The 25,401-nt window shown below is 60.2% G+C and carries 22 protein-coding genes, 1 tRNA gene and 1 riboswitch; of the genes, 7 read left to right on the top strand and 16 right to left on the bottom strand.

Features of this window, described 5'->3' with window-relative positions:
* Together GMST_RS21825 and GMST_RS21820 are read right to left on the bottom strand one after the other, a co-directional pair.
* Nucleotides 1–1,625 (bottom strand): multiheme c-type cytochrome (locus GMST_RS21825; protein ID WP_443093449.1); only part of this gene is annotated, 1,625 nt, incomplete at its 3' end.
* Nucleotides 1,626–2,239: 614 nt separating this feature from the next.
* Nucleotides 2,240–2,314: transfer RNA gene (locus GMST_RS21820), tRNA-Gly, on the bottom strand.
* A 134-nt stretch (nt 2,315–2,448) separates the two neighbouring features.
* On the opposite strand from GMST_RS21820, the gene GMST_RS21815 reads away from it, so the two are divergent.
* Genes GMST_RS21815 through GMST_RS21805 form a run of 3 tightly spaced genes read left to right on the top strand, consistent with a single transcriptional unit; the run spans nt 2,449 to nt 3,716 of the window.
* On the top strand, nt 2,449–3,087 hold the full coding sequence (locus GMST_RS21815) for a nucleotidyltransferase family protein (protein WP_183356829.1): 639 nt from the start codon (nt 2,449–2,451) through the stop codon (nt 3,085–3,087).
* Nucleotides 3,071–3,520, top strand: a complete 450-nt coding sequence (locus GMST_RS21810; RefSeq protein ID WP_183356828.1) for an acyl-CoA thioesterase — start codon at nt 3,071–3,073, stop codon at nt 3,518–3,520. The genes GMST_RS21815 and GMST_RS21810 overlap by 17 nt, the downstream gene beginning before the upstream one ends.
* Entirely contained in the window at nt 3,510–3,716 is a 207-nt protein-coding gene (locus tag GMST_RS21805; RefSeq protein ID WP_183356827.1) for a hypothetical protein, read from the top strand. Before GMST_RS21810 ends, GMST_RS21805 begins: the two co-directional genes overlap by 11 nt.
* 280 nt (nt 3,717–3,996) lie before the next feature.
* Here the strand turns inward: GMST_RS21805 and gluQRS are convergent, their stop codons facing one another.
* The 8 genes from gluQRS to GMST_RS21765 form a co-directional block, all read right to left on the bottom strand.
* Nucleotides 3,997–4,938 (bottom strand): tRNA glutamyl-Q(34) synthetase GluQRS, encoded by a 942-nt coding sequence (gene gluQRS / locus GMST_RS21800; protein ID WP_183356826.1) that lies wholly within the window; start codon nt 4,936–4,938, stop codon nt 3,997–3,999.
* A gap of 87 nt (nt 4,939–5,025) precedes the next feature.
* A complete protein-coding gene (ppnP, locus tag GMST_RS21795; RefSeq protein WP_183356825.1) occupies nt 5,026–5,337 on the bottom strand; it encodes a pyrimidine/purine nucleoside phosphorylase in 312 nt (103 codons plus the stop codon).
* Nucleotides 5,338–5,399: 62 nt separating this feature from the next.
* Nucleotides 5,400–5,753 (bottom strand): hypothetical protein, encoded by a 354-nt coding sequence (locus tag GMST_RS21790; RefSeq protein WP_183356824.1) that lies wholly within the window; start codon nt 5,751–5,753, stop codon nt 5,400–5,402.
* 375 nt (nt 5,754–6,128) lie between these two features.
* Complete coding sequence (glnA, locus tag GMST_RS21785) at nt 6,129–7,541, bottom strand: type I glutamate--ammonia ligase (protein ID WP_183356823.1); 1,413 nt, start codon at nt 7,539–7,541, stop codon at nt 6,129–6,131.
* 37 nt (nt 7,542–7,578) lie between these two features.
* Nucleotides 7,579–7,917, bottom strand: a complete 339-nt coding sequence (locus GMST_RS21780) for a P-II family nitrogen regulator (RefSeq protein WP_129126904.1) — start codon at nt 7,915–7,917, stop codon at nt 7,579–7,581.
* A 55-nt stretch (nt 7,918–7,972) separates the two neighbouring features.
* On the bottom strand, nt 7,973–8,137 hold the full coding sequence (locus tag GMST_RS21775) for a hypothetical protein (RefSeq protein WP_183356822.1): 165 nt from the start codon (nt 8,135–8,137) through the stop codon (nt 7,973–7,975).
* A gap of 311 nt (nt 8,138–8,448) precedes the next feature.
* Nucleotides 8,449–9,672, bottom strand: coding sequence for an ISL3 family transposase (locus GMST_RS21770; protein ID WP_183356821.1), 1,224 nt, complete (start codon nt 9,670–9,672; stop codon nt 8,449–8,451).
* A 231-nt stretch (nt 9,673–9,903) separates the two neighbouring features.
* On the bottom strand, nt 9,904–11,985 hold the full coding sequence (locus GMST_RS21765) for a glutamine synthetase III family protein (RefSeq protein WP_281380079.1): 2,082 nt from the start codon (nt 11,983–11,985) through the stop codon (nt 9,904–9,906).
* Between the two features lie 305 nt (nt 11,986–12,290).
* On the opposite strand from GMST_RS21765, the gene GMST_RS21760 reads away from it, so the two are divergent.
* Complete coding sequence (locus GMST_RS21760; RefSeq protein ID WP_246399997.1) at nt 12,291–13,061, top strand: peptidoglycan DD-metalloendopeptidase family protein; 771 nt, start codon at nt 12,291–12,293, stop codon at nt 13,059–13,061.
* A gap of 128 nt (nt 13,062–13,189) precedes the next feature.
* Here GMST_RS21760 and hrpB read toward each other — a convergent pair whose 3' ends face one another.
* From hrpB to GMST_RS21740, 4 genes are all read right to left on the bottom strand, one after another.
* Nucleotides 13,190–15,682 (bottom strand): ATP-dependent helicase HrpB, encoded by a 2,493-nt coding sequence (hrpB, locus tag GMST_RS21755; RefSeq protein WP_183356818.1) that lies wholly within the window; start codon nt 15,680–15,682, stop codon nt 13,190–13,192.
* Nucleotides 15,679–16,353: an HAD family hydrolase gene (locus tag GMST_RS21750; RefSeq protein ID WP_183356817.1), complete on the bottom strand. Its 675-nt coding sequence runs from the start codon at nt 16,351–16,353 to the stop codon at nt 15,679–15,681. Before GMST_RS21750 ends, hrpB begins: the two co-directional genes overlap by 4 nt.
* Nucleotides 16,354–16,602: 249 nt before the next feature.
* Nucleotides 16,603–17,460 (bottom strand): phosphatase PAP2 family protein, encoded by an 858-nt coding sequence (locus tag GMST_RS21745; RefSeq protein WP_183356816.1) that lies wholly within the window; start codon nt 17,458–17,460, stop codon nt 16,603–16,605.
* A 275-nt stretch (nt 17,461–17,735) separates the two neighbouring features.
* Nucleotides 17,736–18,284, bottom strand: coding sequence for a hypothetical protein (locus tag GMST_RS21740; RefSeq protein ID WP_183356815.1), 549 nt, complete (start codon nt 18,282–18,284; stop codon nt 17,736–17,738).
* A gap of 434 nt (nt 18,285–18,718) precedes the next feature.
* Here GMST_RS21740 and GMST_RS21735 point away from each other — a divergent pair, with 434 nt between their 5' ends.
* Nucleotides 18,719–20,020 carry an L-cysteine desulfidase family protein gene (locus GMST_RS21735; RefSeq protein WP_183356814.1) on the top strand — a complete coding sequence of 434 codons (1,302 nt, stop codon included), beginning with the start codon at nt 18,719–18,721 and terminating at the stop codon, nt 20,018–20,020.
* Nucleotides 20,021–20,283: 263 nt separating this feature from the next.
* Here GMST_RS21735 and GMST_RS21730 read toward each other — a convergent pair whose 3' ends face one another.
* Complete coding sequence (locus GMST_RS21730) at nt 20,284–21,336, bottom strand: hypothetical protein (protein WP_183356813.1); 1,053 nt, start codon at nt 21,334–21,336, stop codon at nt 20,284–20,286.
* A gap of 22 nt (nt 21,337–21,358) precedes the next feature.
* Nucleotides 21,359–21,446: riboswitch (cyclic di-GMP riboswitch) on the bottom strand.
* 605 nt (nt 21,447–22,051) lie between these two features.
* Here GMST_RS21730 and GMST_RS21725 point away from each other — a divergent pair.
* Nucleotides 22,052–22,972 carry a DMT family transporter gene (locus tag GMST_RS21725; protein ID WP_183356812.1) on the top strand — a complete coding sequence of 307 codons (921 nt, stop codon included), beginning with the start codon at nt 22,052–22,054 and terminating at the stop codon, nt 22,970–22,972.
* Nucleotides 22,973–23,447: 475 nt separating this feature from the next.
* Entirely contained in the window at nt 23,448–25,121 is a 1,674-nt protein-coding gene (locus GMST_RS21720) for a methyl-accepting chemotaxis protein (protein WP_183356811.1), read from the top strand.
* A gap of 35 nt (nt 25,122–25,156) precedes the next feature.
* Here the strand turns inward: GMST_RS21720 and GMST_RS22095 are convergent.
* The coding region (locus GMST_RS22095; RefSeq protein WP_209011239.1) for a hypothetical protein at nt 25,157–25,401 on the bottom strand (245 nt) is incomplete at its 5' end.

Genomic DNA, 25,401 nt, shown 5'->3' with positions numbered 1-25,401 from the left:
TGGTATCCCGGATCGTCGGCATAGGGGCGCACCGGGGTGACCGAGCGCAAGGCCCCAGCGGCGATGTCGCTGTGGCAGCCGTTGCAGTTCAGCACCTCCTTGGTCTTGTCGGCGGCGCTCCCCCAGGCTGAGGTCCACCTGGCGCTGGACCAGGCGACGAAGCCGGTCGTGGTGTGGCACTGCACGCAGCCGGATTTGGTCTTATAGTCCTCCCCTTTCCAGGGGGGATCGGCAACTGCCGCGTGGGCCGAGCGCCCCCACTGCTGGCGCACCGAGAGGTTTGCGCTGCTGTCGGCATGGCAGTTCGAGCAGTTGGAACGCGAGGTCACGTAGGAGGCCGGGTAGCCGGCGCTGGTCAGGTTGTTGTAGTGGGCGGACGTCGCCCCCGCCGCACTTCCTGCCGTACTGTGCGGGTTATGGCAGGCGACGCAGGGATTGGCACCGATGGCGAACGGGTGATTGGTCACGTTGCCGCTGGCGTCGCGGTGGCAGCCGTTACAGACGGCGTCGGCTACGTCCGGCAGGTGGCCGCCCCCCGCGTGGCAGCTCGAGCAGGTCAGGCCATTGGCATTGTGGGGCGAACCGGTAAAGTCCGCCACGATCGAGGTGGGGTGGCACCTGGTGCAGAAATTCGAGCCTACGGCCCCCGCGCTCGCGTACGCCACCGTGAAGGTGGTGCTGCTCACGGTGTTGGTGTTGACCGGCGTCGGCATCGCGGCACTGGTGTGACAGGTTATGCAGTTAACGCCGGCCGTCTTGTGCGAACCGGTAGACCACAACGAGAATGCCGTGGAAGGGGACACCCCGCGCGAACCGTGGCAGCCGTTGCAATTGGTCCGCATGTAGCCGGTTGCCGAGTTGGTGACGGTGATCTGCACGGTGTCGCTGGCCAGGACTTTGGTCCCCGCCATCTCGGCCAGCTGCAGAACGTAGGTCCCCGGAACCACGGGGATGAAGGACGGGGTCAAGCTGTTCCAGCCGCTGGTGTCGACCGCGGCGGGACCGCTCACATAGCTCCAGGCGAGGGTGCCGCTTCCGGTCAGAGTTCCCGACAGGTTCACCACCTTGTTGGTCTCCGCTACCTGGTCCACACCGGCGTTGACGGTGGCCTGCATGAAGGTGGCGGTGACTGATCGGGGCGCGGTGACGTTGGCGACGGTGATCTTGACGGCACCGCCATAGGGATAGCTGACGGGACTTCCGTAGATATCAGCCACGGTGCCGCCGGTTACCCCCATGAGGTAGCAGTTGGTAGAGGTAGGCGTTGCCGTCAGAACTGCCGAGTTGTTGTACGAGACCATTACGGACGTGGCTGAGATGCTGCCAGGCCCTACGGCAGTGGCGGTAACTTGGTACTGTTTTGCCGTGAAGCCGGCAACCAGCGACTGCACCGTACCGTTGGCCTTGCTGAAGGTCGTCGCGTACTGCGTGGTGTAGTTCCCCAGTGGCACGGCGGTGCCGCTCTTGGTCAGGGCGGATATCTTGTATCCCACATTCGCCGAGACCGTCACCGGCACCAGGGCACTGGTAGTGAAGTTGGTGTACACGACGCTGCCGGCCGTGGTCTGGGTGGCATTGTTGCGCACCTTCAGCGTCCCACCAGAGGTGCTCAGCTTCGTCTGCAACTGCCACGTGGTGGCAGCCCAAGAATACAGGACCCCGACAGACAGCAAGCAGATGAGAATAGACAGTACTCTCTTCAACATAAATGCCCCCCTCGTCTTAGTAAAAGACAGCCAGCGGTGACGTATCTGAACTGTGGTGCCCTGCCGCGATGATGCCCCGAGCCATCCGTACAACAGGCTTACATTTGGAGCGATGCCGCAGTCGGGGCTGTGCCGGTTCCTGCCAAAGGCAGCTCTTTATTAGCCATTATTTATTAGCGATTAGTGCCAGACACGCTCACAACAGGCTATATTCCCGACACAAAGCCTATGATCTATTGAGCTTACGCTATCCTTAAGGAAGTACTACAAGATTTGATCCAACGAACTACAATGAAACTCAATTTAAAAAAAACGCTTCTAGAATAATTGATTGTCAAACTCGTGGGATTGAAGATCGGCGGCACGGAAAACCGGACCGGGTGATTTGGCGGGAATAACCGTGAATTGGCTAAAGTCGGGTTCGGGAGAGAGGAAAGAGGGGGGAGAAAAGCGAAAGCCCCGACTGCATGCGAAGGAGCATGCACAGCCGGGGCTTAAAAAAGAAGAATCGCTCAGGATTCCTTGTAGATAAATGGAGCGGGAAACGGGGTTCGAACCCGCGACTTCAACCTTGGCAAGGTTGCACTCTACCACTGAGTTATTCCCGCTCAGCGAGTTCCCTCTTATAGCAAATGCCAGCCGCCCGAGTCAACCCCTTTTTTAATGGGAGGGTGATTTTTCCCGCTGCACCGATTCCGGATAATGCGTATCATATCGCGCATCATCGGCTATACTGGTGATCGTGAGAAAGCCGGACAGAATACGGGAGCAGGTGGCCGTCGAGGCGGCCCGACTCATGTACGAAGATGGCGTGCGCGAATACCGCGACGCAAAACGCAAGGCAGCCAAGCGTTTCGGACCGGAGAAAGCGCTCTCCTTGGGAGCACATCTCCCGAGTAACACCGAAATCCACGACGAACTGGCCAGGCTGATCGCGGCCCGCGAGGAGACGGCGCTCCCGGAGAGGCTGCTGACCTTGCGGCTAACGGCACTCGGCTATCTCGAGCTTTTCGAGCCTTTCTCCCCGTACCTGGTCGGGTCGGTGCTCTCCGGCGCGGTGACCGGCCAGAGCGACATCGACATCCACCTCTTTGCCGACTCGGTCGAAGAGGTCGAAGAGCTCCTGCAGCAGCACGGCCTCCCCTTCGAGACGGAAACGGTCTCGGTGCGCAAGGGGGGGCGCATCAACGACTACATCCATGTCTACCTGGAGGACCAGGGCGTTCCCGTGGAGTGCTCGGTCTATCCGGTAGAGGAGCGACATAACCGCACGGTGAGCAGCATCACGGGCAAACCGATGGAGCGGGCCAACCTGAAACAGCTGAAGCGGCTTATTTCTGCAACGTTAGAAGAGGAGGGGATCAATGGAGCACAAACGTAAGGCCGAACTGATCGAAACGCTGCTGCCCAAGGACACCAACGGCTACGGCAACATCTTCGGCGGCGTGATCATGAGCATCATGGACAAAACCGCCGGGGTCGCCTGCTGGCGCTACTCCCAGCGCCGGGTGGTGACCGCCTGCGCGCAGCGCATCTGTTTCCACACCCCCATCAACATGGGCGAGGTGGTCTACTCGCGCGCCACCATCATCCACGTCGGGCGCTCCTCGATGGAGGTAGAGGTGGAAGTCGAGGTCGAAAACGTCATCGAGGGGACCAAGCGGCGCGGCGCGAGCGGCCAGTTCACCATGGTGGCCGTGGACGAGAACTGGCACCCGACCACCGTACCGCCCTGGCAGCCGGTCACCGAGGCGGAGCTGGAGAAATGGCGCCAGGTCGAGAAGCAGCGCAAGGCGGAGCGTCATGAGGGTTAGGCACGGGGCCGCGCTGGGCGTGCTGCTGCTCACCGGGTGCGCCGAGCTGAACGATTCACTGGTGCGCGCCTGGTTCATGGACCGCAAGCTCGGCAACCGGGTCGGCACCCAGATAAGGGAGGGGCTGGAAAAACGCGAGCACGCGCCGGTGCCTGTACAGCCGCGCCCCGCACCGGAATTCCTGGATCAAGGATAGCGGCAAGATCAGGGTCGCGGCAGCGGAGTCGGCAACGCCGCAGGATGTTTGGAAGATAGTAAGAAAGGGAACCAGTTCAGCCGGTTCCCTTTTTAATTACCTTCTCCCAAGTTGTGAGGTTCATCCGGAAATTCCGTGCAGCGTCGACAAGTGTGCACCAGCAGGAGCCCAGCGTTCCCCCCGTTGCGAAGGGGGACCGGGGGGATTTGCCTTGTGTATAGGTAGCATTCAGGCAATGAACCTTGTTACGAAATAGGTGCCACTTGTACCGATGCCCCCCTCATAAAGGGCTGCGATCAAACGGAGCGGAAGCTCTGGGGACCGCCGCGACGTCGAAGTGCTGCACTCCCCAGGCAAGGACCTCGCCGGGAGCAGCGCCGTGCAGTTCCTGCGGAGGGGCTTGTCCCAGGAAACGCAGCGCGTCGAGCAGCAGCCCGCCCGCCTCGGCGGCGAGGTTCCCACCGGCGGCAAGGGACACGGCATTATCCCTCTTGCTGAGCTTCCCGCCGGCGGGGCCGGTCACCAGCGGCAGGTGCGCGTAGCTTGGCGTCGGATAGCCGAAGATGCGCTGCAGGTAGATCTGGCGCGGTGTCGAGCTCAAGAGGTCGGTCCCTCGCACCACCTGGTTCACGCCGGCCGCGGCATCGTCCACGACCACCGCAAGATGATAGGCATACGGGCCGTCGGCGCGGTGGATCACGAAATCCCCGCAGGACCCGGTCAGATGCTGGCTGTAGTGCCCCATCACCTGGTCGTCGAAACTGATCACCTCGTCGTAAACTTTCACGCGCAGGGCCCGCTCCACCTTCTGCGGAGGGAGACCATCGCGGCAGATCCCCGGGTAGATGAGCCCCTCCTCGTGGGGGGCCGAGGCGATCTGGGCGATTTCGCTGCGGGTGCAGCCGCAGGGATAGGCGAGGCCGCGCTCCATGAGGAGGTGTGCAGCCTCGCGGTAAACCTCGGTGCGCCGGCTCTGATAGACGATCTCGCCATCCCAGGCAAAGCCGAGCGTCTCCAGGGTGCGCAACATGTCGTCCGCGATCCCGGGCACCACGCGCGGCAGGTCCAGGTCCTCCATGCGCAAGAGCCAGGCTCCGCCGGCGCGCTTCGCCATCAGGAAACTCCCCAAGGCTGCCACCAGGGAGCCCAGGTGCATAGGACCTGTGGGCGACGGCGCGAAACGTCCGACAACAGGAGCGTTATGGTTCGAGGTTTCAGGCATCGTCAGGATCTAAACAGGGATGAACAGGATCAAGGGGATAAAGGCACTGCACATCCCGTTTATCCCATTCATCCCTGTCAGCGGTTTTTAGAGGAACGAGCAGCAGTAATCGGTGATGGCGGCGATCTTCAGCTTGAAGCTGGAGTTCTCGGGGACCTCGAAGGCCTCGCCCCCCTTCACGGCAACCCACTCGGAAGAGCCGGGCAACAGCACGGTGAGGTCGCCGGAGAGGATCTCCATCAATTCGGCAGATCCGGTGTTGAAGGTGTACTCGCCCGGCAGCATGATCCCGAGGGTCTTGCGGGAGCCGTCGGCGAAGTAGATGGTGCGGCTGGTGACGCTGCCGTCGAAGTAGATGTTGGCCTCTTTAACCACGCTTACGTTGTTGAATTCAGACATGCCTGCCTCCTTGAATAAGATCTGGTAGAGCTTCACTCAGCTGCGAAGTAAGCCTACGAACGTTACAGCGCCTGCCACTCGCCGGCATCCCAACGCTGCAGGGCCACCTGCGACCTGAAGCCGATCAACCCCGGCATCTGCGCCAGGCGCACCAGCACCGGGCGGCAGCGCTCGGGATCGAGCGGCAGGGCATACACCGCACACATCCCGGCAATGACCGGGTTCTCGTGCTGCAAAAGTTCGCTGAAGCGCGGCAGCCAACCCGCCTCGCCCTGCAGCGCCTTGAAGTACTTGGTGAGCGCGGCCACCTGCAGGCCCGCTACCTCCTCTTGTATCGCCTCGATCGCCTCGGCATGCCTGAGCGCGGCCTTGATGAACCACTCGATGAGTTTCCCTATTCTGTCCTGTTGCTGCAAACCAGCGCCCTCCCCTCGCCTTCCGGCCGGCTGCGTGCCGACCTGCGCGATTTCTGGAAAGTAGCAGGTTTCCCCGGGCCGTTCAAGCACTTCATGAGCAGACCGACACCCTGAGAGTGGGAAATGGTTCTTCACGAATTTCCAGGGAAGCCGTGGTTCGATCTACCTGCAGGCGCCATCATGTCCCCCTTTAAAAAAGTTCATCCGGGAATTCCGGAAGCATCAAGAACGTTGCGACCCACCCCCTGCTGGCGCACTCGCGTCCCCCCCCTTGCGAAGGGGGGACAGGGAGCTCTCTGCAAAAGGAATATTTCCAGCAAAAAAAAGAGGCGGGGATGAACCCCGCCTCTCGTACTACGTTGCTGCCGCTACCGACTAGATGTCGAAGTACAGGGCGAACTCGAGGGGAACCGGACGCATACGGACCGGGTTCACTTCGGCTTCGGTCTTGTACTCGATCCACTTCTCGATGACGTCCAGGGTGAAGACGTCGCCTTTAAGGAGGAACTCGTGGTCGGCTTCCAGGGCCTTCAGAGCTTCTTCCAGGCTCCCCGGAGCGGACGGGATGGTGGAGAGCTCTTCCGGAGACAGGCCGTAGATGTCCTTGTCCAGCGGCTGGCCCGGATCGATCTTGTTCTCGATGCCGTCGAGGCCCGCCATCAGCATGGCGGCGAAGGCGAGGTAGCCGTTGCAGCTCGGGTCCGGAGTACGGTACTCGATGCGCTTGGCTTTCGGGTTGGAGGAGAACATCGGGATACGCAGCGACGCCGAACGGTTACGGCTGGAGTACGCCATGTTAACCGGAGCCTCGAAGCCCGGCACCAGACGCTTGTACGAGTTGGTGGTCGGGTTGGTGAAGGCGCACAGGGCGCGAGCGTGCTTGATGATACCGCCGATGTAGTACAGGGCCATCTGGGAGAGCCCGCCGTACTTGTCGCCGGCAAACAGGTTGGTACCGTCCTTCCACAGGGACATGTGGCAGTGCATACCGGAGCCGTTGTCGCCGTAGAGCGGCTTCGGCATGAAGGTTACCGTCTTGCCGTTACGGTTGGCGACGTTTTTGATGACGTACTTGAACCACTGCAGATCGTCAGCCATGGCGACCATCGAGTTGAAGCGCATATCGATCTCGGCCTGGCCGCCGGTTGCCACTTCGTGGTGCTGGCACTCGACGCGGATGCCGACTTTCTGGAGCTCGATGACCATTTCGTTACGGAGGTCGTTCTGGGAGTCGGTCGGAGCAACCGGGAAGTAGCCTTCCTTGTGGCGCGGCTTGTAGCCCAAGTTCGGGAACTCTTCGCGGCCGGTGTTCCAGGCGCCTTCCACGGAATCGACGGCGTAGAAGGACTGGTTGGCGGAGGAGTCGTAGCGGACGTCGTCGAAGATGAAGAATTCTGCTTCCGGTCCAAAGTAGGCGGTGTCGGCGAGGCCGGTCGACTTCAGGTACGCCTCGCCCTTCTTGGCGATGTTACGCGGGTCGCGGGTGTAGCTTTCTTTGGTGATCGGATCGAAGATGTCGCAGATGAGCGACAGGGTCGGCAGAGCGGTGAAAGGATCGAGTTTTGCGGTGGTCGGATCCGGGATGATGATCATGTCGGAGGCGTGGATCGGCTGCCACCCGCGGATGGAGGAGCCGTCGAAGCCCTGCCCTTCCTCGAAGGTGTCTTCGCCAAACTCGCTCATCGGCACGGTGAAGTGCTGCCAGATACCAACGAAGTCCATGAACTTGAAATCTACCATCAGCACGCCGTTTTCTTTGGCAAACTCCACAACTTGTTTCGGTGTCATCTACAGTCTCCTTTCAAAGTGGGTAAAATCGATCGGACTAGAGGGCGTCTTCGCCCCTTTCACCGGTCCTGATGCGGACAACTTCTTCCACAGGAGTTACAAAGATCTTGCCGTCGCCGATGCGGCCGGTTTTCGCAGCCTGCTCGATGGCATCAACCACCTTGGAGACGACCTCGTCAGAGACGATGATTTCCATTTTGATTTTGGGGATAAAGTCCACCACGTACTCGGCGCCGCGGTACAGTTCCGTGTGCCCCTTCTGGCGACCAAACCCTTTTACCTCACCGATCGTGATCCCTTGGATACCGATTTCGTTGAGGGCCTCTTTGACCTCATCAAGCTTGAAAGGTTTAATGATTGCTTCGACTTTTTTCAAGACAGGTACCCTCCGCTCCGTTTTTCAGTGCGCGCAAATTATAGAGAGCTTGATGTCAAAAAGCAACCTTAATCAAGTACTCCCGCAGCGCGCTAGGGTTGTTGCCAGCAAGATTTTTGCCAAAGGACAGGAAACGCCACAAAGGCAAATATATCAAAATGTTGAGGCAGTCGGCAAGCTGTTGTTCAGGCCCGAGAAAGACCTCATTGCCTAAATGCAAGGCACACCTCCTGTCATCACTGCCCATTGTTTAGGCAGCTACCCGCAAAGAGTTTACCGCTCTACCACCTTGCTCCTACGTGCTATTTCTGGGGAACCTAAAATATGGTTCCATTAACCGAAACAGACCACCTACCACCCTCCCCTGAGAAAGGAAGAAAGGTTGCAGGAAGAAACTGCCACCTTCCACCGGGTACCGCAGCGACCCCAAGGTCCCCCCTTTGATAAGTTCATCCGGAAATCCTGAGAGGCATCAAGGAAGGTTGCTATCCACTCCACCAGGTGCACTCGCGTTCCCCCCTTTGCGAAGGTTCATCCGGGAATTCCGGGGAAAGCGGCTCTGATCTTGAGGAAGAAGTAGTCGTGGTCCCGGAAACCGTAGGCCATCCTCTTGATCACTTTTATCTTGTTGTTGATGCCTTCGAGGATGCCGGTGTGCAATTGCCAGAGACAGTGATTAAGGATGCCCTGAAGGTAGACCTGCAACCGGGTGGCAAAGAGCACGAGCTGGGGGATCTTGCTTTCCATCGCTCGTCGATACCACTGTTCCCAGAATAGTTCAGCTTCCTCGGTGCACCTGAAACGCCATAATTGCTTCAGATCCTCCTTCAGCAGGTAAACCGTCAGGAGGTTCTGGTTGGCTTGCAGTAACTCCTGTAAGCGAACCATATCGCCGTCTTTTACATTTCGGCTGTTACGTAGCAACAGCCACCGCGATGTTCTGATTATCTTGCGGGCCTTTTTGTCATCTTTGATGCGGTCAGCTTCAGCATTGCGGACCCGATCCAAGACCTCTCTGCTGTACTTTGCAACCACGTGGAAGAGGTCATAGACAATTGCAGCCTGAGGGCAGTTGGCTTTTACCTCCTCCTCAAAGGCGCCATTCATATCCATAGCAACAGCTTTGAGTCGTTTGCGTCCTTCATCGCCGAGTTGCTGGAAGAAAGGGCGAATGCTTTCGCGGCTTCTTCCTTTAGCTACGAAAAGCACTTCCTTGCGGTGCGGCTCGACGATCACTGTGGCATAGCGATGTCCCTTACGAAGGGCGAATTCATCCATGCCGATGACTTCAACTGTGGAGAGATCAACAGAGCCAAAACGCTGCTGTAGTGAACGCTTGTCGATCTCTTTAACCTGGTCCCAAGACAGTGCGTAGAACTCAGCTACATGCTTTATTGGTAGCCACGAGCAGAGCCGAGCCACACTCGCAGCCAAGCGGCCGGTAACCCGTGCATGTTTTGCCAGCCAGGGCAGGCTTTCCAGCACCGGCCCGCATTGCGGACAGAAGAGTCGTCGGTGGTGAACGACCAAGTAGGTTCGTGCATCCAGGATGGGTAAGTCTCGAACGATCCGCTTGGTGGTCTCGTGGACCCCTGTGCACTGTTTTCCGCAACATGGACACAGTAACTGCTCTTGAAACTTAGGAACCAATTCAATTTCGATTCGCTTCTCATTGCCTGTGCCAGTAGTGGTGGTGTTTCTTACACGATATCCTTCCCACCCTCCAGCAAATGAGATAAGATCGGGATGCGACAACGGCGGCCTCCTGAGTTTTGATAGGTTGGGGAACCATCAAAATAACCCAGTAGCTGTCGTTGTCGTTTTATTTTTTTAACCCTCCCCGGAAATCCCGGAAGAACCTTTGCGAAGGGGGGACAGGGGGATTTGCCTCCCCGCTTTAAAACGTGGGAATCCACCAAGACCAACAAAAAAGGAGCCCCCGGCAAGGGAGCTCCTTTTTCAACAACCAAACAAGCCAACCTGGGATTAGAGCTGGAACAGCATCTCCCGATAGGTCGGCAGCGGCCAGTACTTGGCGGCGATGATCTTCTCCAGTGCGTCGGCGTTGGCACGCAGATCGTCCATCTTGGTGAACACCTTGGCGCGGAACGCCGCTGCCTGCTCATCCAGGTCGGCGATCGCCAGAGTAGCTTCCAGCTCCTTCTCCAGGTTCTTGGTCTCGGCGCTCACGGCAGCCAGCTTGTCGCAGAGCTCTTCCAGAAGCTCTTTCTGGGCCGAGACGTTCAGCTTGGCGGAGACCGCGGTCACGGCATTGATGGACGAAGCTACCGTGGTAGCGTACTCCATCGCGGCCGGGATGATGCTGTGGTTCGCCATGTCGATCATGGTCAGTGCCTCGATGTTCAAGGTCTTGACGTACTGCTCGATGACGATCTCGTAGCGTGCGTGGATCTCTTTCTCGCTGAAGACCTTGTGCTTGGCGAATACCGCGACGGCTTCTTTGGTGATCAGCTGCTTCTGTGCCTCCGGGGTGTTCGGGATGTTCAGCAGGCCGCGCTTCTTGGCTTCCTGGACCCACTCGTCGGAGTAGTTGTTGCCGTTGAATACCACGCGCTGGTGTTTCTTGGCGGTCTCCTGGAGCAGTTTCTCCAGCTCGGCGTCGCAGTCGGTCGCCTTCTCGAGACGGTCGGCAAACTCCTGCAGCACGTCGGCGATGATGGTGTTGATGACGATGTTCGGCCCGGAGATGGAGAAGGAGGAACCGAGCATCCTCAGCTCGAACTTGTTGCCGGTGAAGGCGAACGGCGAGGTCCTGTTACGGTCGGTGGCATCCATGGGGAGTGCCGGCAGGGTGCTTACGCCGATCTTCATTTCGCCGGCCTTGGTGGAAGACTTCTCGTCGCCTGCCACGATCTGGTCGAGGATATCGGAGAGCTGGTCGCCCAGGAAGATGGACATGATGGCCGGCGGCGCTTCGTTGGCGCCCAGACGGTGGTCGTTGCCGGCGCTGGCGCAGGTGGCGCGTAAAAGGCCTGCGTAGGTATCCACAGCCTTGATGGTCGCCATCAGGAAGGTCAGAAACTGGGCGTTGTCGTGCGGGGTGTGACCCGGCTCGAGCAGGTTCTGCCCGTCGTTCGAGCTCATGGACCAGTTGTTGTGCTTGCCCGAGCCGTTCACGCCGGCGAACGGCTTCTCGTGCAGCAGGCAGACCAGGCCGTGGCGGGTGGCGACCTTCTTGAGGGTCTCCATGACCATCTGGTTGTGGTCGGTAGCGATATTGGTGTTCTCGAAGATCGGGGCGATCTCGAACTGGCCGGGGGCCACCTCGTTGTGCTGGGTCTTGGCGGTGACGCCCAGTTTCCACAGCTCTTCGTTAACTTCCTTCATGTACGCCAGCACCCTCTCCTTGATGGTGCCGAAGTAGTGGTCCTCGAGCTCCTGGCCTTTGGAGGACATGGCGCCGAAGAGGGTCCTGCCTGCCATCATCAGGTCCGGTCTTTTATCGTAGAAGGCCTTGTCGACCAGGAAGTACTCCTGCTCGGCGCCGACGGTCGAGATGACGCGGGTGGCGGTGGTGTTACCGAACAGCCGCAGCACGCGCAGCGCCTGGGTGGAGAGGGCCTCCATGGAGCGCAAAAGCGGAGTCTTCTTGTCCAGCACTTCGCCGGTGTACGAGCAGAAGGCGGTCGGGATGCACAGGGTGACCACGCCGGCCTCTTCCCTCAGAAACGCAGGAGAGGTGCAGTCCCAGGCGGTGTAGCCGCGGGCTTCGAAGGTGGCACGCAGGCCGCCGCTCGGGAACGAGGAAGCGTCGGGCTCGCCCTTCACCAGCTCCTTGCCGGAGAACTCCATGAGCGCGCCGCCCTCGGAGGGGGAAAGGAAGGAGTCGTGCTTCTCGGCGGTGATGCCGGTCATCGGCTGGAACCAGTGGGTGAAGTGGGTGGCGCCCCTCTCGACGGCCCACTCTTTCATGGCGGTCGCTACGACATCAGCGATGGAAGGGTCGAGCGGCAGCCCTTCATCGATGGTTTTTTTCAGGGTTTTGAATACAGCCTTCGGCAGTCTTTCTCTCATAACTGTCTGATTAAACACGTTCTGCCCGAACATCTCCACGATACAGCCTCCTTTTTATGCAGCGGTGCGTAAATTTTAGGCAATGAGCAACGGGCTGAAATCGATGTTTCAGGAAGTTACGTGATCATCACCGAAAGCTATCCCATTACAGCAAGCGAGATGCCAATTCCATGGCACGGCTTAGGAAAACTTGCAGTGGCGGTACAAAACATCGTGGGATCTTGCCATTGCCGCACCATGCGGTTATAGTAGCCCGCGCGCAGGAGTCACGAGGGCGCCATTTCCCGCGCCCCAGCCCCCCTTTTACTGGGTGGCAATCACCAAATCCGGAGCAATCATTGCCTAATTTTGCGGCACATGAACATAACGGCGGCATTTATCGGGGACGCCCCCTGGCTACCGCCCTGCTGGCTGCCTGCTGTTTTCTCCTTCCCGCGGCTGCCTGCGCTGACTTCTACAAGTACACCGACGACGACGGCGTGGAGACCTATACCAACACCCCCACCTCGAGCGGCGGCGTCCGGGTGATGCGGGAAACAAAGCCGGCCCCAGCCTCCAAAGCGTCCCTCAAGCGCAAGTTCCACGTGCAAGCCCCAGCCCAGGCGCAGCCCGAGCAGGTAACCGAGCACAGCCTCCCGACGTTGCAGGAGTCTACCTTGCCGGTGCAGGGGGTGCTCACCTCCAAAGTCGGCTGGCGCCACGATCCCATCGACGGCACCTTACGGCACCACAACGGGATCGATATCGCCGTCCCGCCAGGTACCCAGGTGAAGGCGATCGCGGCCGGCAAGGTCATCGAGAGCGCCTCCCACGGCGGCTACGGGAACCTGGTGCGGGTCCAGCATGACGACGGGAGCATTTCCAGCTACGGGCACAACTCCCGGCTCGATGTCGCCGTTGGCGAGCGCGTTACCGCCGGGCAGACCCTGGCTTTGTCCGGTTCCACCGGCAGGTCCACCGGCCCCCACGTCCACTTCGAACTCTGGAAAAACGGCGCCAACGTGACCGAGAGCTACCTAAACAGCGGCGCAGGCTTTACGGAAGTGGCCGGCAGCATCCGCACCTACCTCCACAGCAACGGCTCCATCGTCTTCACCAACCTCAACTGACGGTCCCTTACCTCACTCCACCGCAAAGACTGTAAAAAGACAAAAGGACGCAAAGATCCTCCTCTGGATCCCTTACGCCCTTTAAGTCCCTTATGTCCTTTGTGTCCCTTGTACCAGAGCGCCTTGCTCTACATCCGCTTCTTCACGTGCCGTGTCGCCTGGGCCTCCCAGGGATCATCGGGCCAGGGGTGCCTGGGGTAGCGCCCTTTGAGCTCCTTGCAGACCTCCCGGTAGGCGCCGTTCCAGAAACTCTTCAGATCCGCGGTCACCTGGATCGGGCGGCGTGCCGGCGAAAGCAGGTGGATGAGCACCGGCACCCTGCCTTGCGCCACCCGCGGCGTCTCCGCCAGACCGAACATCTCCTGAAGCTTCACCGCCAAAAAAGGCTCGCCATGCTCGGGGTAACTGAGCCGCACCCGCGATCCGCTGGGTACCGAGAGGTGGGTGGGCGCTTCGTCGTCGATAAGCTTCAACTCGCGCCAGCTGAAGATCCCCTTGAGCGGCTGCAGGAGATCCACACGGGCCAGGGCGTTTAAACTGCGCACCCCCGAGAGGTGCGGCAAAAGCCAAGTACCGATTTCCTCCTGCAGGTACTGGTCGCTAAGCTCGGTGAGCCCCGCATCCGGCAGCACCCGCGCCAAGAAGTTCACACGGTTGCGAAATTCCTGCGCTTCAGGGGTCCAGTTCAGCCCGGCGAGCCCCCGGCCGCTTAAGATCCCCTGGACCAGCGCTTCGGCCAGGTCCTCGGGGCGCGCCTGCGCCGGCCGCTCCGAGAGCAGCAAGGCACCCAGGCGCTCCTCGTCCCGCGCGATAACCCTCCCCTCCCGCTCATCCCAAAAGACCCGCCTGCCGCGCGTGATCGCAGCGGCACATCCCTCGCGCACCGCCTCGAGCGAGACGCCGCTCGCCAGGTGGATCTCCGCCTCGGCGCCGGCCCCCTCGACCTCGACCGCCACGACGAACTGCTGGTTGCGCACGTTGGAGCGGCTCGAGAGCCGCGCGCCGGTGCCGTTGGCCATCAGGTAGCGCCCGGAGCCGGCAGAGCGCTCGCGGGCGATGCGGTCCGGGTAGGCCCGCATGAGCAGCTCACCCACCTGGGCCGCATCGGGACGCGGACCGCCCTCCCCTGCCCTGAGCGCCTTGCGGAAGTAGGCGGCCACCCGCTCGATGTTGCGGCTGGCCTGCGGGTCGAGCCGCCGCTCCAGCGCTTCCACCCGGTCCAGCAGATCGCTGTCGGTGATGCTGCCGGTGCCGCGCGGCATGATGTCGCGCTCAGATAAAAGCGCCGCCAGCGTGCAGGCAAGCGCGGGCGTCCCCAACGACTCCCCGGCCAGGAGCATCGCGGCCAGGCGCGGGTGCATGGGGAGCGCGGCCATGAGCCGCCCCAAGGGGGTGATGGCACCCGAGGCGTCCAGGGCGCCCAGACTCCTGAGCAACGCGCGCCCTTCGGTGAGGTGCGCGGCGGGGGGCGCGTCGAGGAAGCTCAGCGCGGCGGGATCCGGCACGCCCCAAAGCGCCAGGTCGAGCGCGAGCGGTGCCAGGTCGGAAACCTTGATCTCGGCAGGGGTAAAGGGGAGCAGGGTGCGCTGGGTGTGCTCGGTCCAGAGCCGGTAGCAGACGCCGGGGGCCTGGCGCCCGGCGCGGCCGGCACGCTGCTCGGCAGAGGCCGCGGAGATGCGCAGGGTATCCAGGCGGTTCAGGCCGCTGGAGGGATCGAAGCGGAGCTGGCGGGAATAGCCGGTGTCGATAACCACGCGGACCCCGTCGATGGTGAGGCTCGTTTCGGCGATGTTGGTGGCAAGCACCACCTTGCGCCGCCCCGGCACCGGAACGATCGCCTGCTGCTGGGCCGCAAAGGGGAGATCGCCGTAAAGCGGCGCCACCAAGAGATCCGCCGGAAGCGCATCCTTGACCAGGCGCTCGCAGCGCCGGATATCCCCGGTGCCGGGGAGGAACACCAGGATGTCCCCCCGGGTCTCCTTGACCGCGCGGGCAACGGCGGCGCAGGCGGTTTCGGCGAGTCTCGTCGTGGGCTCGGCGTTCAGGTAGCGCAGCTCGACCGGAAAGCTCCGGCCGACACTTGAGATGAGCGGTGCGCCGCCCAAGAGCGCCGCGACCGGACCGGCGTCCAGCGTAGCCGACATGACCAGGATGCGCAGGTCCTCGCGCAGGCCGAGCTGGACGTCGCGGCACAGGGCGAGCGAAAGATCCGAAGTGAGGCTTCTCTCGTGGAACTCGTCGAAGATGACCGCGCAGACCCCTTCGAGGAGCGGATCGCTCTGCAGCCTGCGCGCCAGGATCCCCTCGGTAACCACCTCGATGCGGGTAGCCGCGGAGACCTTGCGCTCGAAGCGGATGCTGAAGCCGACCGTCTGGCCGAGCTCCTCACCCAGCGCCTGGGCCATGAAGCGCGCGGCGTTCACCGCGGCGAGACGGCGCGGTTCCAGCATGATGATCCGCCCGGCGGCTGCAAACGGTGAGTCAAGCAGCGCAAGCGGCACCCGCGTCGTCTTCCCCGCGCCGGGAGGGGCCTGGAGGACGGCGACATTCCCTCCCGCGAGTGCGGTCAGCAACTCGGGGAGGATCTCTTCAATCGGTGTGGGGGGGAGTTTGGTACTCAAGGGAGCAGGCGGAGTCCTTCCAGATCGATTCCGACGAGCGAGTTGACCACGCGCCAGGCGCCGGAGAGGCGCTCCTCGGGGTAGCTGTTGGTGACGGCAAGGACCTTGAGTCCCGCGCCGGTGGCAGAGACGATGCCGGCGGGGGTATCTTCGATGGCGACGCCGCGGCTGGCGTCGACCTTCCCGGGATAGAGCGCCTGGAGGCGTTGCACCGCGACGCGGTAGCTTTCCGGATCGGGCTTGCTGGCGGCCACTTCATCCGCAGTTACCAGCGTATCGAAGGCGCCGGTGAGGCCGAGTTGGGTGAGAATGGGATCGATGTCGCTGCGGAGTGCACCCGAGCAAAGGGCGAGCGGCAGGTTCCCCGAGATGGAGCGGATCAGCTCGACCACACCCGGGTACGGTGCGACCCCGCCGGAGACGATGCACAGGAAGGCCTCCGCCTTCTCCTCCATCATCTTCTTCAACTCGGCATCGGAAAGCGAACGTCCCGCCACCTTGAAGGCCTCACGGAAGGCGTCGCGGTCGTCGAAGCCCATGTAGGTTTCCAGGTACTCCTCCCACGAGTAGCCGAGGCCGAGCGGCACCAGGATCTCCTGGAAGGCCTTGTAGTGCAGCGGCTCGGTGTCCACGATGATCCCGTCGAAGTCGAAGATGACAGCGTCTAACATGCAAAAGCTCCTTTAGCGATAGCCGGTGCTCACAGCAGCCCGGCGCATATGTTCTCATAAGATCTGTGCGTTGCCAGGATCGGTGGCAGCCGCCCTCGCATCCCCATCTATAAGGTTCTTCAGACAATGCCCGTAGCGACTTAACAGTATCAACTAAGTACTGCAGGAGCCTGACGTTCCCCACTTTGAAAAAGGGGGGACAGGGGGGATTCAGCCTCACCGACTGACCACTGCCAGCACCGAATCCCTCTAAAACTTCCCCTGCAGCGCAAGCATCGGCGTCCCGCCCATGACCGTCGGGGCCAGCGTAACCTTACCCGGCTTCAGCTCCCGAAACCTGGTCACCGAATTCCCCGCCAACTCCCCTATAGCCGCCGCCAGCACCACGTCGCTCGCCCAATGTTTCCCCTGGTAGATGCGCGAGAAGCCGACGAAGCTCGCGCCGGTGTAGCAGAGGATCTTGACCGGCAGGCTCTCACTCTCGCTGGCCAGCACGTGGGCCACGGCAAACGAGCTTGCCGTATGCAGAGACGGAAGTGAATCGTAGTCGTTTTTGAACTGAAACGGCCGGAAGCTTCCCGATCCGGCGCCTGTCGCAGGACGCGCCCGGCCGATGGCCTGTTTCAGCACGAACGTCGAAACGTCGGAGAGTATGAGCGCCTCCCCCAGCTTCTCGCCGAGCTCCTGCACCTTGGGCCGCTCGCTCAGCGCACCGGCTCCGTAGACCAGCGCCGCCACACCAAGGTGGATATAGGGATCGCCCATGATGTTCCCGGCATCCGTCGCGCGGTTGAGACCGCGGCTGCGGTTTGCCTGCAGATCCGATCGGATGTCCTGATCGTAGTGGTAGCTCAGCGCGAACATCCCGGCAACTGCGGCCGTCTGCAGCAGGTAAGGATCCACCGGGGCCTTGACCATGAGCGCCGCCTCGCCCCCCAGCCGGTTCAGCTCCTCCTTGAAGGCTGCACTGCTCGTGAAAACGGTATCTGCCGCGTGTGCCGCCAGCGGGGCTGACGATACCAGCACGGTGAGCAGGATGATCCGCCACAGCCATTTCGATTCGGTGAACAAACTTCGAACTGCCTGGTGGAACAGAGCACGCCTCATCCTCACCCCCGCACGGTACAAGGTAACAGCCCAAAGGGGCTACAGAATAGGGAAGAACGCCACCATTAGCAACTGAAAATTAGGTTACACGGGGCGGCTGCAAGAAGCCGCTTCCGGCTGCCGCTTATGCTGACAGCAGCCGCGAGCGCACAGGCTTGAAAGAAAGAGAGGTACGGGTGAAAGGGGGGGGACAAGGAGAGCGATACAGTGGCAGATGGCGAGCATGGTACTCTGATGAGGGCAACCTGCGAGGGGATAAGGATCGAGAATCCACCTCAAGCGAGTACGGGACCGGGGATTTCACCCGTGCAGCAACCGTAGATCAGGGTTCCGTCGTCGGCCTGCATGCGGCACCAGTGTCCCGGCGCCAGGAGCTGTCCGCATTTTGGGCAGAAGGCATCCTGGCTCGGGTTGAGACGCAGGGTAGCCGTTTTCTTGAGCTCCAAAACGCCCTTCACCCACTCCTTTCCGTGTTGCCGGATCCCCTGCTGCATGAACTCGAAATCGCCATAAACGCCGCCACACGAGCACTGAACGTAATTGGAGAACCCGGCCGGCGCGGGTACGCCCAGCTCCGACTCGATCCTGGCCCTCTCCTCGTCGGGTACCCGCTCCATCCCGATCTCCTTGATCCGTCTCGGGCTCCAGTACAAGCGCATGACAGCCTGAGCCTGGGCAGGGGGAGTGAAGAAGGTCACCGTGCGCCCCTTGGCGAGCGACTCCTGCATGATCGCTTCGATCACGCTCTTGTCGGCAACTATCACCGTCTTGCCCGCGTTGACTACCTCTTCGATCGATCTCAGCAAAGTTTCCTGGCTCTTCATATGAACCCTCCTTTGGTCTTCTCCGAGTTCGGGCTCTTACCAGCTCCCCAGCTTTGGAAGGGAGCTCGCAGGAGTCCAGACAGTTCTGCGGCCCAAAGGTTAAAGAATACAAACCAAACTTTCCCGGTCAAGCCCTGAAGCCAAGGTATCCTGCTTCTTTTCCCCCGACCATGAAGGGGCACCAGGAGAGAGTCGGCCTCCCCAAGAGCCGTACCTCCTGGCTCCCTATACCCTTCCACGATCTTCGTCACTTTTAATTTACAACATGCAGATATTGACATATAGTCGCGGCGCCACCTCGGTCCAGGCTATGAAGGAACACGCAAAAAAGGGGCTGCCACTGTAAAAGGGACCGACACCAAATTGGCGGCACAGGACGGGTGCCGATCATCGAAAGCCAAGACGCAATCCACTTCCTAAATACGGAGAAGACTATGGGGATCTACCAGGACATCATTGCGGCAGAGGTGTTTCCCGCGCTCGGCTGCACCGAGCCCATCGCGGTGGCCTACGCTGCAAGCCTCGCCGCCGCGCAGCTAAACGGAACACCGGAAGAGATCACCGTCTTGGTCGACCCGGGGGTCTACAAGAACGGGTTCGCGGTAACGGTTCCGGAGACCGGCGGACTCAAGGGAAACGTCATCGCTGCCGCGTTGGGAGCCCTCATCTCCCGGCCACAGCTGAAGATGGAGATCCTGTCCGGGAGCAGCCCGGAGCTGCTCGGGCGCGCGGTGGAGATGGTAGCTGCCGGGAAGGTCGAGGTGCTGCTGGCACAAGAGCGGACCTCCCTCTATATCGAGGCGACGGTGCGCAGCGGCGACAGTGTGGCACGTGCGGTACTCGAAGGTGGACACACCGATCTGGTGCACCTGGAATGCGACGGGCGGCTGCTGGTCCACGCGGAGGCGGGAGGAACCGCCACAGGGCACCCCTACCGGACCGCGCTCAAGGAGATGACCTTCACCCAGATCCTGGAGCTGCTCGACGAAATCGGGCCGGAAGACCTGGACTACCTGAAGCGTGGCGTCGAGATGAACCTGCGGGTTGCCGAAGCAGGGAAGCAGCTCGTCAAGGTGGGGCATTACGTCGAGGAACTGGTGCGCAAAGGCTTCCTGCTGGCAGACGTCGTCTCCTCCAGCAAGATCCTCACGGCCTCCGCCTCCGATGCGCGCATGGCCGGACTTTCCTACCCCGTCATGTCCAGCGGCGGGAGCGGCAACCAGGGGATCGTGGCGATCCTGGTTCCCTACAACGTGGGGCTCTTCTTCCACATCCCCGAAGAGAGGATCCTGCGCAGCATCGCGCTCTCGCACATCGTGAACGCCTACATCAAGTGCCACACCGGCGAACTGGCCCCGATCTGCGGCTGCGCCATCGCCGCGGGGGTGGGCGCAGCCGTCGCGATCGTCTACCAGCAGGCGGGCTCCGACCTGCACAAGATCGACCTGGCCGTCAACACCATCATCTCCGACCTGGGCGGGATGCTCTGCGACGGAGCCAAGGGTGGCTGCGCCCTGAAAGTGGTCAGTTCAACCGACGCGGCGATACGCGCGGCCTACATGGCGCTCGTCGGGCACGGTATCACCGAAGAGGAGGGTTTTGTCGGGAAGCATGCGGAAGAGACCATCCGCAACCTGAGCCGGATCTCGGCAGTCGGCATGGCGAAGGTGGATCAGACCATGCTGGGAATCATGCTGGAAAAGCGCAGCGAGCGCGCCGGCTCCGGGGGGGATTGATCTATCAGATATGCCCACCGGGACAAATAGCTCCGGTTTTGCAGCGCGGTGAACAGGAGGAAGGCTACCGCTCCTCTTATCAGCGTATCCCAAACAAACAAAAGGCCCCCGGCTTATGCCGGGGGCCTTGGTATTTCCAGGTTCGATGACGGTGCCCCACTGCTTCTGCAGAGAAGCTAGCGGACAACAGCGGCGGGACTCTGCCTGACCTCTCTCAACCCAGGAGGCGGGCACCAACGTGAAGCGCCCCCCGGGCGGCACACTTACGGGATAGTTATCCCCACAAGATAGATGAGATCAGTGTAGGCAGATTCGCCATAGGCAGGGTTGGGGTAAACCCGGCTCCAATTTGATACCGATTCACCGGTTTTAAGCAGCGCTTCGTCCAGGTTGAACACCCCTTGGAAGTACAAAAAGCCGGGAGCCGTTGACGTCGGTGCGGTAAGGGAGACGGGCGCACCGGAAGTTCCTCTCGTCAGGCTTGCCGTCGGCAGGAGGGTGTTCGACAAGGACTGCCCTACCGTGAAACTGGTTTTCAAGGGGCCGCTGACCGTAACCGTGAGGTTGTACTTTTCCTCCGAAGTGATCTGCGTCAGGTCAGGCTTCGTGTTGCTGAGAGCTACCGGATTGTACGATACCATGCTGTCAAAGCCAGCCATCGACACCGTTGCACTTCCGCCGGTGGCGGTTACATTGACGCCCGTGATAGATCCCACTTTCAGTATCGAGTTCTTCTGAGTGGTTGCATCGTACGCACTCGTTATGAAGTCCAGGGTGTAGCCATCGTTCACCGGAAGGAATACCGTCAGACTGCCCCCCGCATAATCCTGATCGATAACCTTCTTATAATCAGTCGCCCCCGGTGCTATATGATGGGTAGCCGTCGTAGTCGTAACGACCGCTCCGGTCGGGTTGCAGGAGCTGTCCAGCACAACGGATGACAAGCCACCGCAACTCGGGTAAACGGCGCTGTTTAAGCCGAAGCTATCGGTATAGTGTGTCAAACCATCGTAGTTAATTGCGGGCACCTCGGTATCCGAGGCTGCATCGTAATAGGTATCGATGGGGTAGGTTGTCTTTATTATCCTGGCAACTACCCTTATCTTGTTCGGGGCCGGTAGAGTGCCTGTGTTTCCTGCCACCACCATCTTGCCGGTTTTAGCAGAGGTGCCACTATCGACCAGTTTTACCGCCAAGCCCGCGGCAGGACTCGTAGAACCGGTGTTGTCCAAGCTTACGCCACCACCGGGGCTCGTCCCTCCGCCTCCGCAACCGAACAAAGCCAACGCCGAGCACAGCAGAGCCACTCTTTTCATATCATCCCCCTTTTTCAGATTCTCTGGTGACCCAGCCGTCCGGTTCGAGAAAGAACTGAGGACCTGTGGCTTTGTGCCCCCACCTTTCAGTGGGTTAACCTTTGCAGAGCTTAATTTCAATAAAATACATGTGAAAAGTTTGACTGCGATTGCAATTTCAGAGCTGCACCTTGCATCCATTTGCTGGTTGATGTAAGGCAACGCCTCAGTGCTCTCAGCTTTTTCGCTGCCAAGCATACCGGATTTGTTGATGCGGAGTTTACTTGCCGCTTAAAATCTCGATAGGTATAGCTGCATTATTGACTAATGTGCAAGAGTATTTTGCAGCCACAGAACTTCGAAAAACCGCATGGAAGGTGATCCCGGGGGCCGGCCTGGCTAAGAGAGAGCGAAGGGGATGATAGCGCCATTGGCAAAGTCTCTTTACTTACCATGCTTAGCAGGTCCCCGAGCTGGAATTTGATGTGGGGATCGAGAAATCGATGCCGGGCGGTGCGAAGCGAATCTGTTGACAATCAAGATCGGCTGCTGATATACAACTCGCATGTACTATCCCTTCTCCAGCATATTACCCCCTCCCGTCGCCATTCACGCCTAGCAAGGCAGTTTGGCAGCTACCCCCTCCCGTTCGCGTCCAGCGTTCCCACTAGAGTTGTGCCTTTCTGCCTTGACCTCTGAGAGTTTCTTTTCCCTCTGAGCTTCAAGGAGATTTTACATGCAGTCTACACACGCTGCCCGCGCCGAATCGCGCCACGGGCTTCTCTTAATCATGTTCGCCGCCGTCCTCTGGGGGACCGTCGGCATTTCCTCCAAAACCATCTACCAACTGGCCACGACCAATCCTCTCTCTATCGGTTTGTTTCGGCTTGCGATGTCTCTTCCCGTTTTGTTCACGGTGTGCTGGATCAGGCAAGGCAGGCAAACGTTCCGCGTATCTGTTAGGGATCTTGCGCTGATGGCGCTCGTCGGACTACTCACCGCGCTGTACCAGGTCTGTTACTTCGGGGCCATAGCACGTACGGGTGTCGCGGTAGCGACCGTGGTAACCCTTTGCACGGCACCGGTCCTGGTTGCCGTCGTCTCGGTCGCCTTCACCCGGAAAAGCCCCTCCAGGATCTCGTTAGTAGCCCTCGTCGGCTCCCTTTCCGGCACGAGCCTCTTGGTGCTGTTCCAGGAAGAATCAAAGATCTCCGGTGCAGATACCGCCGGCATCACGCTCGCATTGGTTTCTGCCTTCAGCTACGGGATGATGACCCTGGTCTCGCAGAAGCTGGCCGCCCACCGCGATCCCTTCCAGTCCCTTGCCATCAGCTTCGCTCTTGGGGCTGTCATGCTGTTCGGCTTCGCCCACTCACAGGGGATCGTGACGACGTATCCCCCTCTGGCCTGGACGCTGCTCGTCTACCTCGGAACGATACCGACAGCCCTCGCCTACCTCCTCTTCTTTCACGGTATGCGCTCGACATCGGCAACGTCAGCGAGCATCAGCACCCTTGTGGAGCCAATGGTCGCGACCGTGCTGGCCTGGTTCCTTTTGGGGGAGCGCTTCACTCCGGTAGGGTTTCTTGGAATTGCCTTGCTGGGAGGGTCGTTGTTCCTGTTGTACCTGGGCGCCAGGGGGCGGTTCAACAAGTAACCGGCCCGGCCATACCGTAAGCAACCACAACACCCCCGATCCCTGAGAGAGGATCGGGGGTGCCGCAACACCGTAAAGCGGTTTCTGGTCAGTGGGGCGAGGGCCCGATCAAGCTCCGCCCTTCGAACCTCAGGGCATCATTGCATTCACTTTATTTAAAGATCGGGAATTAAGCAGCACACGGCCAAGGTGTAACCTGCCGGCAACAAGAACAGGCTGACCGCGAGCTTTTGCGGCAGAATCCTGGTGGCTAAGTCTACTGGCAGCCGGGCTTTGCCGCTTTTCGGCGCAGGTTGTGATGCGTTAGACTCAATCATCTTTGGGCTTCGACTCCAGTCATGTCCACGACTCTTACCGTTTACGTAATCCTAAAGGTTTCTCTGCGCCCACCGAAAGGAACGAAAGTTAATATAAATTCGATGTCTTCTGGTGCGGTCACCGGCATTCAGAGACAATTTCCAACACTGGGGGTCATATGGGATTTTTCCTGCATATGGGTATTGGGAAAAAATTGCTCAGCAGCTTCATGCTGCTGGCCGTAATCGCCGGAGCAATCGGCTGGATAGGGACCACGAAGATCCATACCATCAAATCGGCCGATACCCTCCTCTACGAAAAGGTCACCGTCCCCCTCGAGGAGATAGGCACCATCGCAGTCGCCTTCCAGCGCGTCCGGATCAACCTGCGAGATCTGGTGGAAACGAACGACAACGCGGAAAAGGAGAAGATCCTCGGGACAATCAAGGACCTGCGATCTGAAATCTCCAAGCAGGTCACTGAGGTCGAAAAGACCATCATGACTGCGGAAGGGCGCAAGCTGGTCGACGATTACAAAAAGGTGAGGGTCGAGTACGGCCAGTACATTGAGAAGGTGATGGAGCTTGCCAAGATGGACCGGGATGCCGAGGCCCGCAGCATTCTCCAGGGGGACGGCAAGAAGGCCGCGTTGCACTACCAGGAGGTGCTGGACCGGCTGGTGGACTCCAAGGTGAGCCAAGCCAAGCGTACCGCCGAATCGAATGCGGAGATAGCGCGCGAAGCCACCGTGTTTATGTTCGGAACCGCTGCGGGAGGAATGGCTCTCGCGATGTTCCTTGGCTTCGTCATCTCCCGGATGATTACGGCCCCGCTGCGAAAAGGTGTAGATTTCGCCCATGCCGTCTCCCAGGGCGATCTGAGCAGGACGCTCGTCGTGGAGAGCAAGGACGAGGTCGGACAACTGGCCCAAGCCCTGAACGAAATGGTTGGCAACCTGAAGGAGGTCGTAGCCTCGGTGCAGAGCGCCTCGAACAACGTGGCAGCTGGGAGCGTGGAGCTTTCCACGAGTTCGACCGCGATGAGCCAGGGAGCCAGCGAGCAGGCTGCGGCAGCAGAAGAAGTATCGAGCAGCATGGAACAGATGAGCTCGAACATCAGTCACAATGCTGACAATGCCCAACAGACCGAGAAGATAGCGGCGCGTAGTGCCGAAAGCGCCAAGGAGAGCGGCAAGGCGGTAGAGCAGACCGTTAACGCGATGCGGGAGATCACCGGGAAGATCACCATCATTGAAGAGATCGCTCGCCAGACCAACCTTTTGGCACTCAATGCTGCGATAGAGGCGGCTCGGGCCGGCACCCATGGCAAAGGGTTCGCAGTGGTGGCAGCGGAGGTCAGGAAGCTAGCCGAGCGAAGCCACGGGGCGGCGTTAGAGATTTCGGAGTTGTCCGCCAACAGCGTCGACGTCGCGGAGAAGGCCGGAGAGATGCTGGTCCGAATGGTGCCCGACATCCTGAAAACAGCCGAACTGGTCCAGGAGATCAGCGCAGCGAGCCGTGAGCAGGGGATCGGGGCAGAGCAGATCAACAAGGCGATACAGCAACTCGATCAGATCATCCAGCAGAATGCATCTGCCAGCGAGGAAATGGCCTCCACTGCGGAAGAGCTAAGTTCCCAGGCCGAGGTGCTGCAGTCGAGCGTCAGCTTCTTCAAGACAGGGGAGAGTAGCGGCCTTCCCGGGCAAGCGGCCCCGAGGCAAGCGAAACAGTACCAACCGGCTCCGGTTTTAAACCCTGTGCGTAAGGCGACGGTATCGCGGTCCGTTGCAAAGCGCGGCGTCGACATCGGCATGGCTCACAACGATTCCGACGAAGCCTTCGAGGCCTTCTAAAGGCCCAAAAGGCTGCCGTGCAGCGGCAAGGCACATCAGGAAAAGAAAAAGGCAGCGACCCTCACGGTCGCTGCCTTTTTTATGGTGATTCGGGAATTCCAGGAAAGCTCAGAGCTGTCTGTCACGAAGCGCAGCAGCTGGCCGCACGTTCCCCACTTTGCAAAAGGGGGGACATCCATGATGAGTAATGTCAAGGGGAAAGCGTAGGTTTCCCGTCCTCTCGAAGGATGGCCTTCCAGTGGCTTGGCTGAATGCTGAAGCCAACGGCTCTTTTTGATCT

This window comes from Geomonas silvestris (assembly GCF_014193515.1).
GTDB classification, from domain to species: Bacteria; Desulfobacterota; Desulfuromonadia; order Geobacterales; family Geobacteraceae; genus Geomonas; species Geomonas silvestris.
This window is presented reverse-complemented; position numbering and strand designations above follow the sequence as displayed.

Excerpts from the sequence above, each read along its gene's own strand:
- glnA (WP_183356823.1), bottom strand. The coding sequence starts at position 7,541 with ATGACACCGAAACAAGTTGTGGAGTTTGCCAAAGAAAACGGCGTGCTG.
- GMST_RS21730 (WP_183356813.1), bottom strand. The coding sequence starts at position 21,336 with ATGAAAAGAGTGGCTCTGCTGTGCTCGGCGTTGGCTTTGTTCGGTTGC.
- GMST_RS21740 (WP_183356815.1), bottom strand. The coding sequence starts at position 18,284 with ATGAAGAGCCAGGAAACTTTGCTGAGATCGATCGAAGAGGTAGTCAAC.
- GMST_RS21805 (WP_183356827.1), top strand. The coding sequence starts at position 3,510 with ATGAGGGTTAGGCACGGGGCCGCGCTGGGCGTGCTGCTGCTCACCGGG.
- GMST_RS21810 (WP_183356828.1), top strand. The coding sequence starts at position 3,071 with ATGGAGCACAAACGTAAGGCCGAACTGATCGAAACGCTGCTGCCCAAG.
- GMST_RS21725 (WP_183356812.1), top strand. The coding sequence starts at position 22,052 with ATGCAGTCTACACACGCTGCCCGCGCCGAATCGCGCCACGGGCTTCTC.
- GMST_RS21735 (WP_183356814.1), top strand. The coding sequence starts at position 18,719 with ATGGGGATCTACCAGGACATCATTGCGGCAGAGGTGTTTCCCGCGCTC.
- GMST_RS21750 (WP_183356817.1), bottom strand. The coding sequence starts at position 16,353 with ATGTTAGACGCTGTCATCTTCGACTTCGACGGGATCATCGTGGACACC.
- GMST_RS21765 (WP_281380079.1), bottom strand. The coding sequence starts at position 11,985 with ATGTTCGGGCAGAACGTGTTTAATCAGACAGTTATGAGAGAAAGACTG.
- ppnP (WP_183356825.1), bottom strand. The coding sequence starts at position 5,337 with ATGTCTGAATTCAACAACGTAAGCGTGGTTAAAGAGGCCAACATCTAC.
- GMST_RS21745 (WP_183356816.1), bottom strand. The coding sequence starts at position 17,460 with ATGAGGCGTGCTCTGTTCCACCAGGCAGTTCGAAGTTTGTTCACCGAA.
- gluQRS (WP_183356826.1), bottom strand. The coding sequence starts at position 4,938 with ATGCCTGAAACCTCGAACCATAACGCTCCTGTTGTCGGACGTTTCGCG.
- GMST_RS21720 (WP_183356811.1), top strand. The coding sequence starts at position 23,448 with ATGGGATTTTTCCTGCATATGGGTATTGGGAAAAAATTGCTCAGCAGC.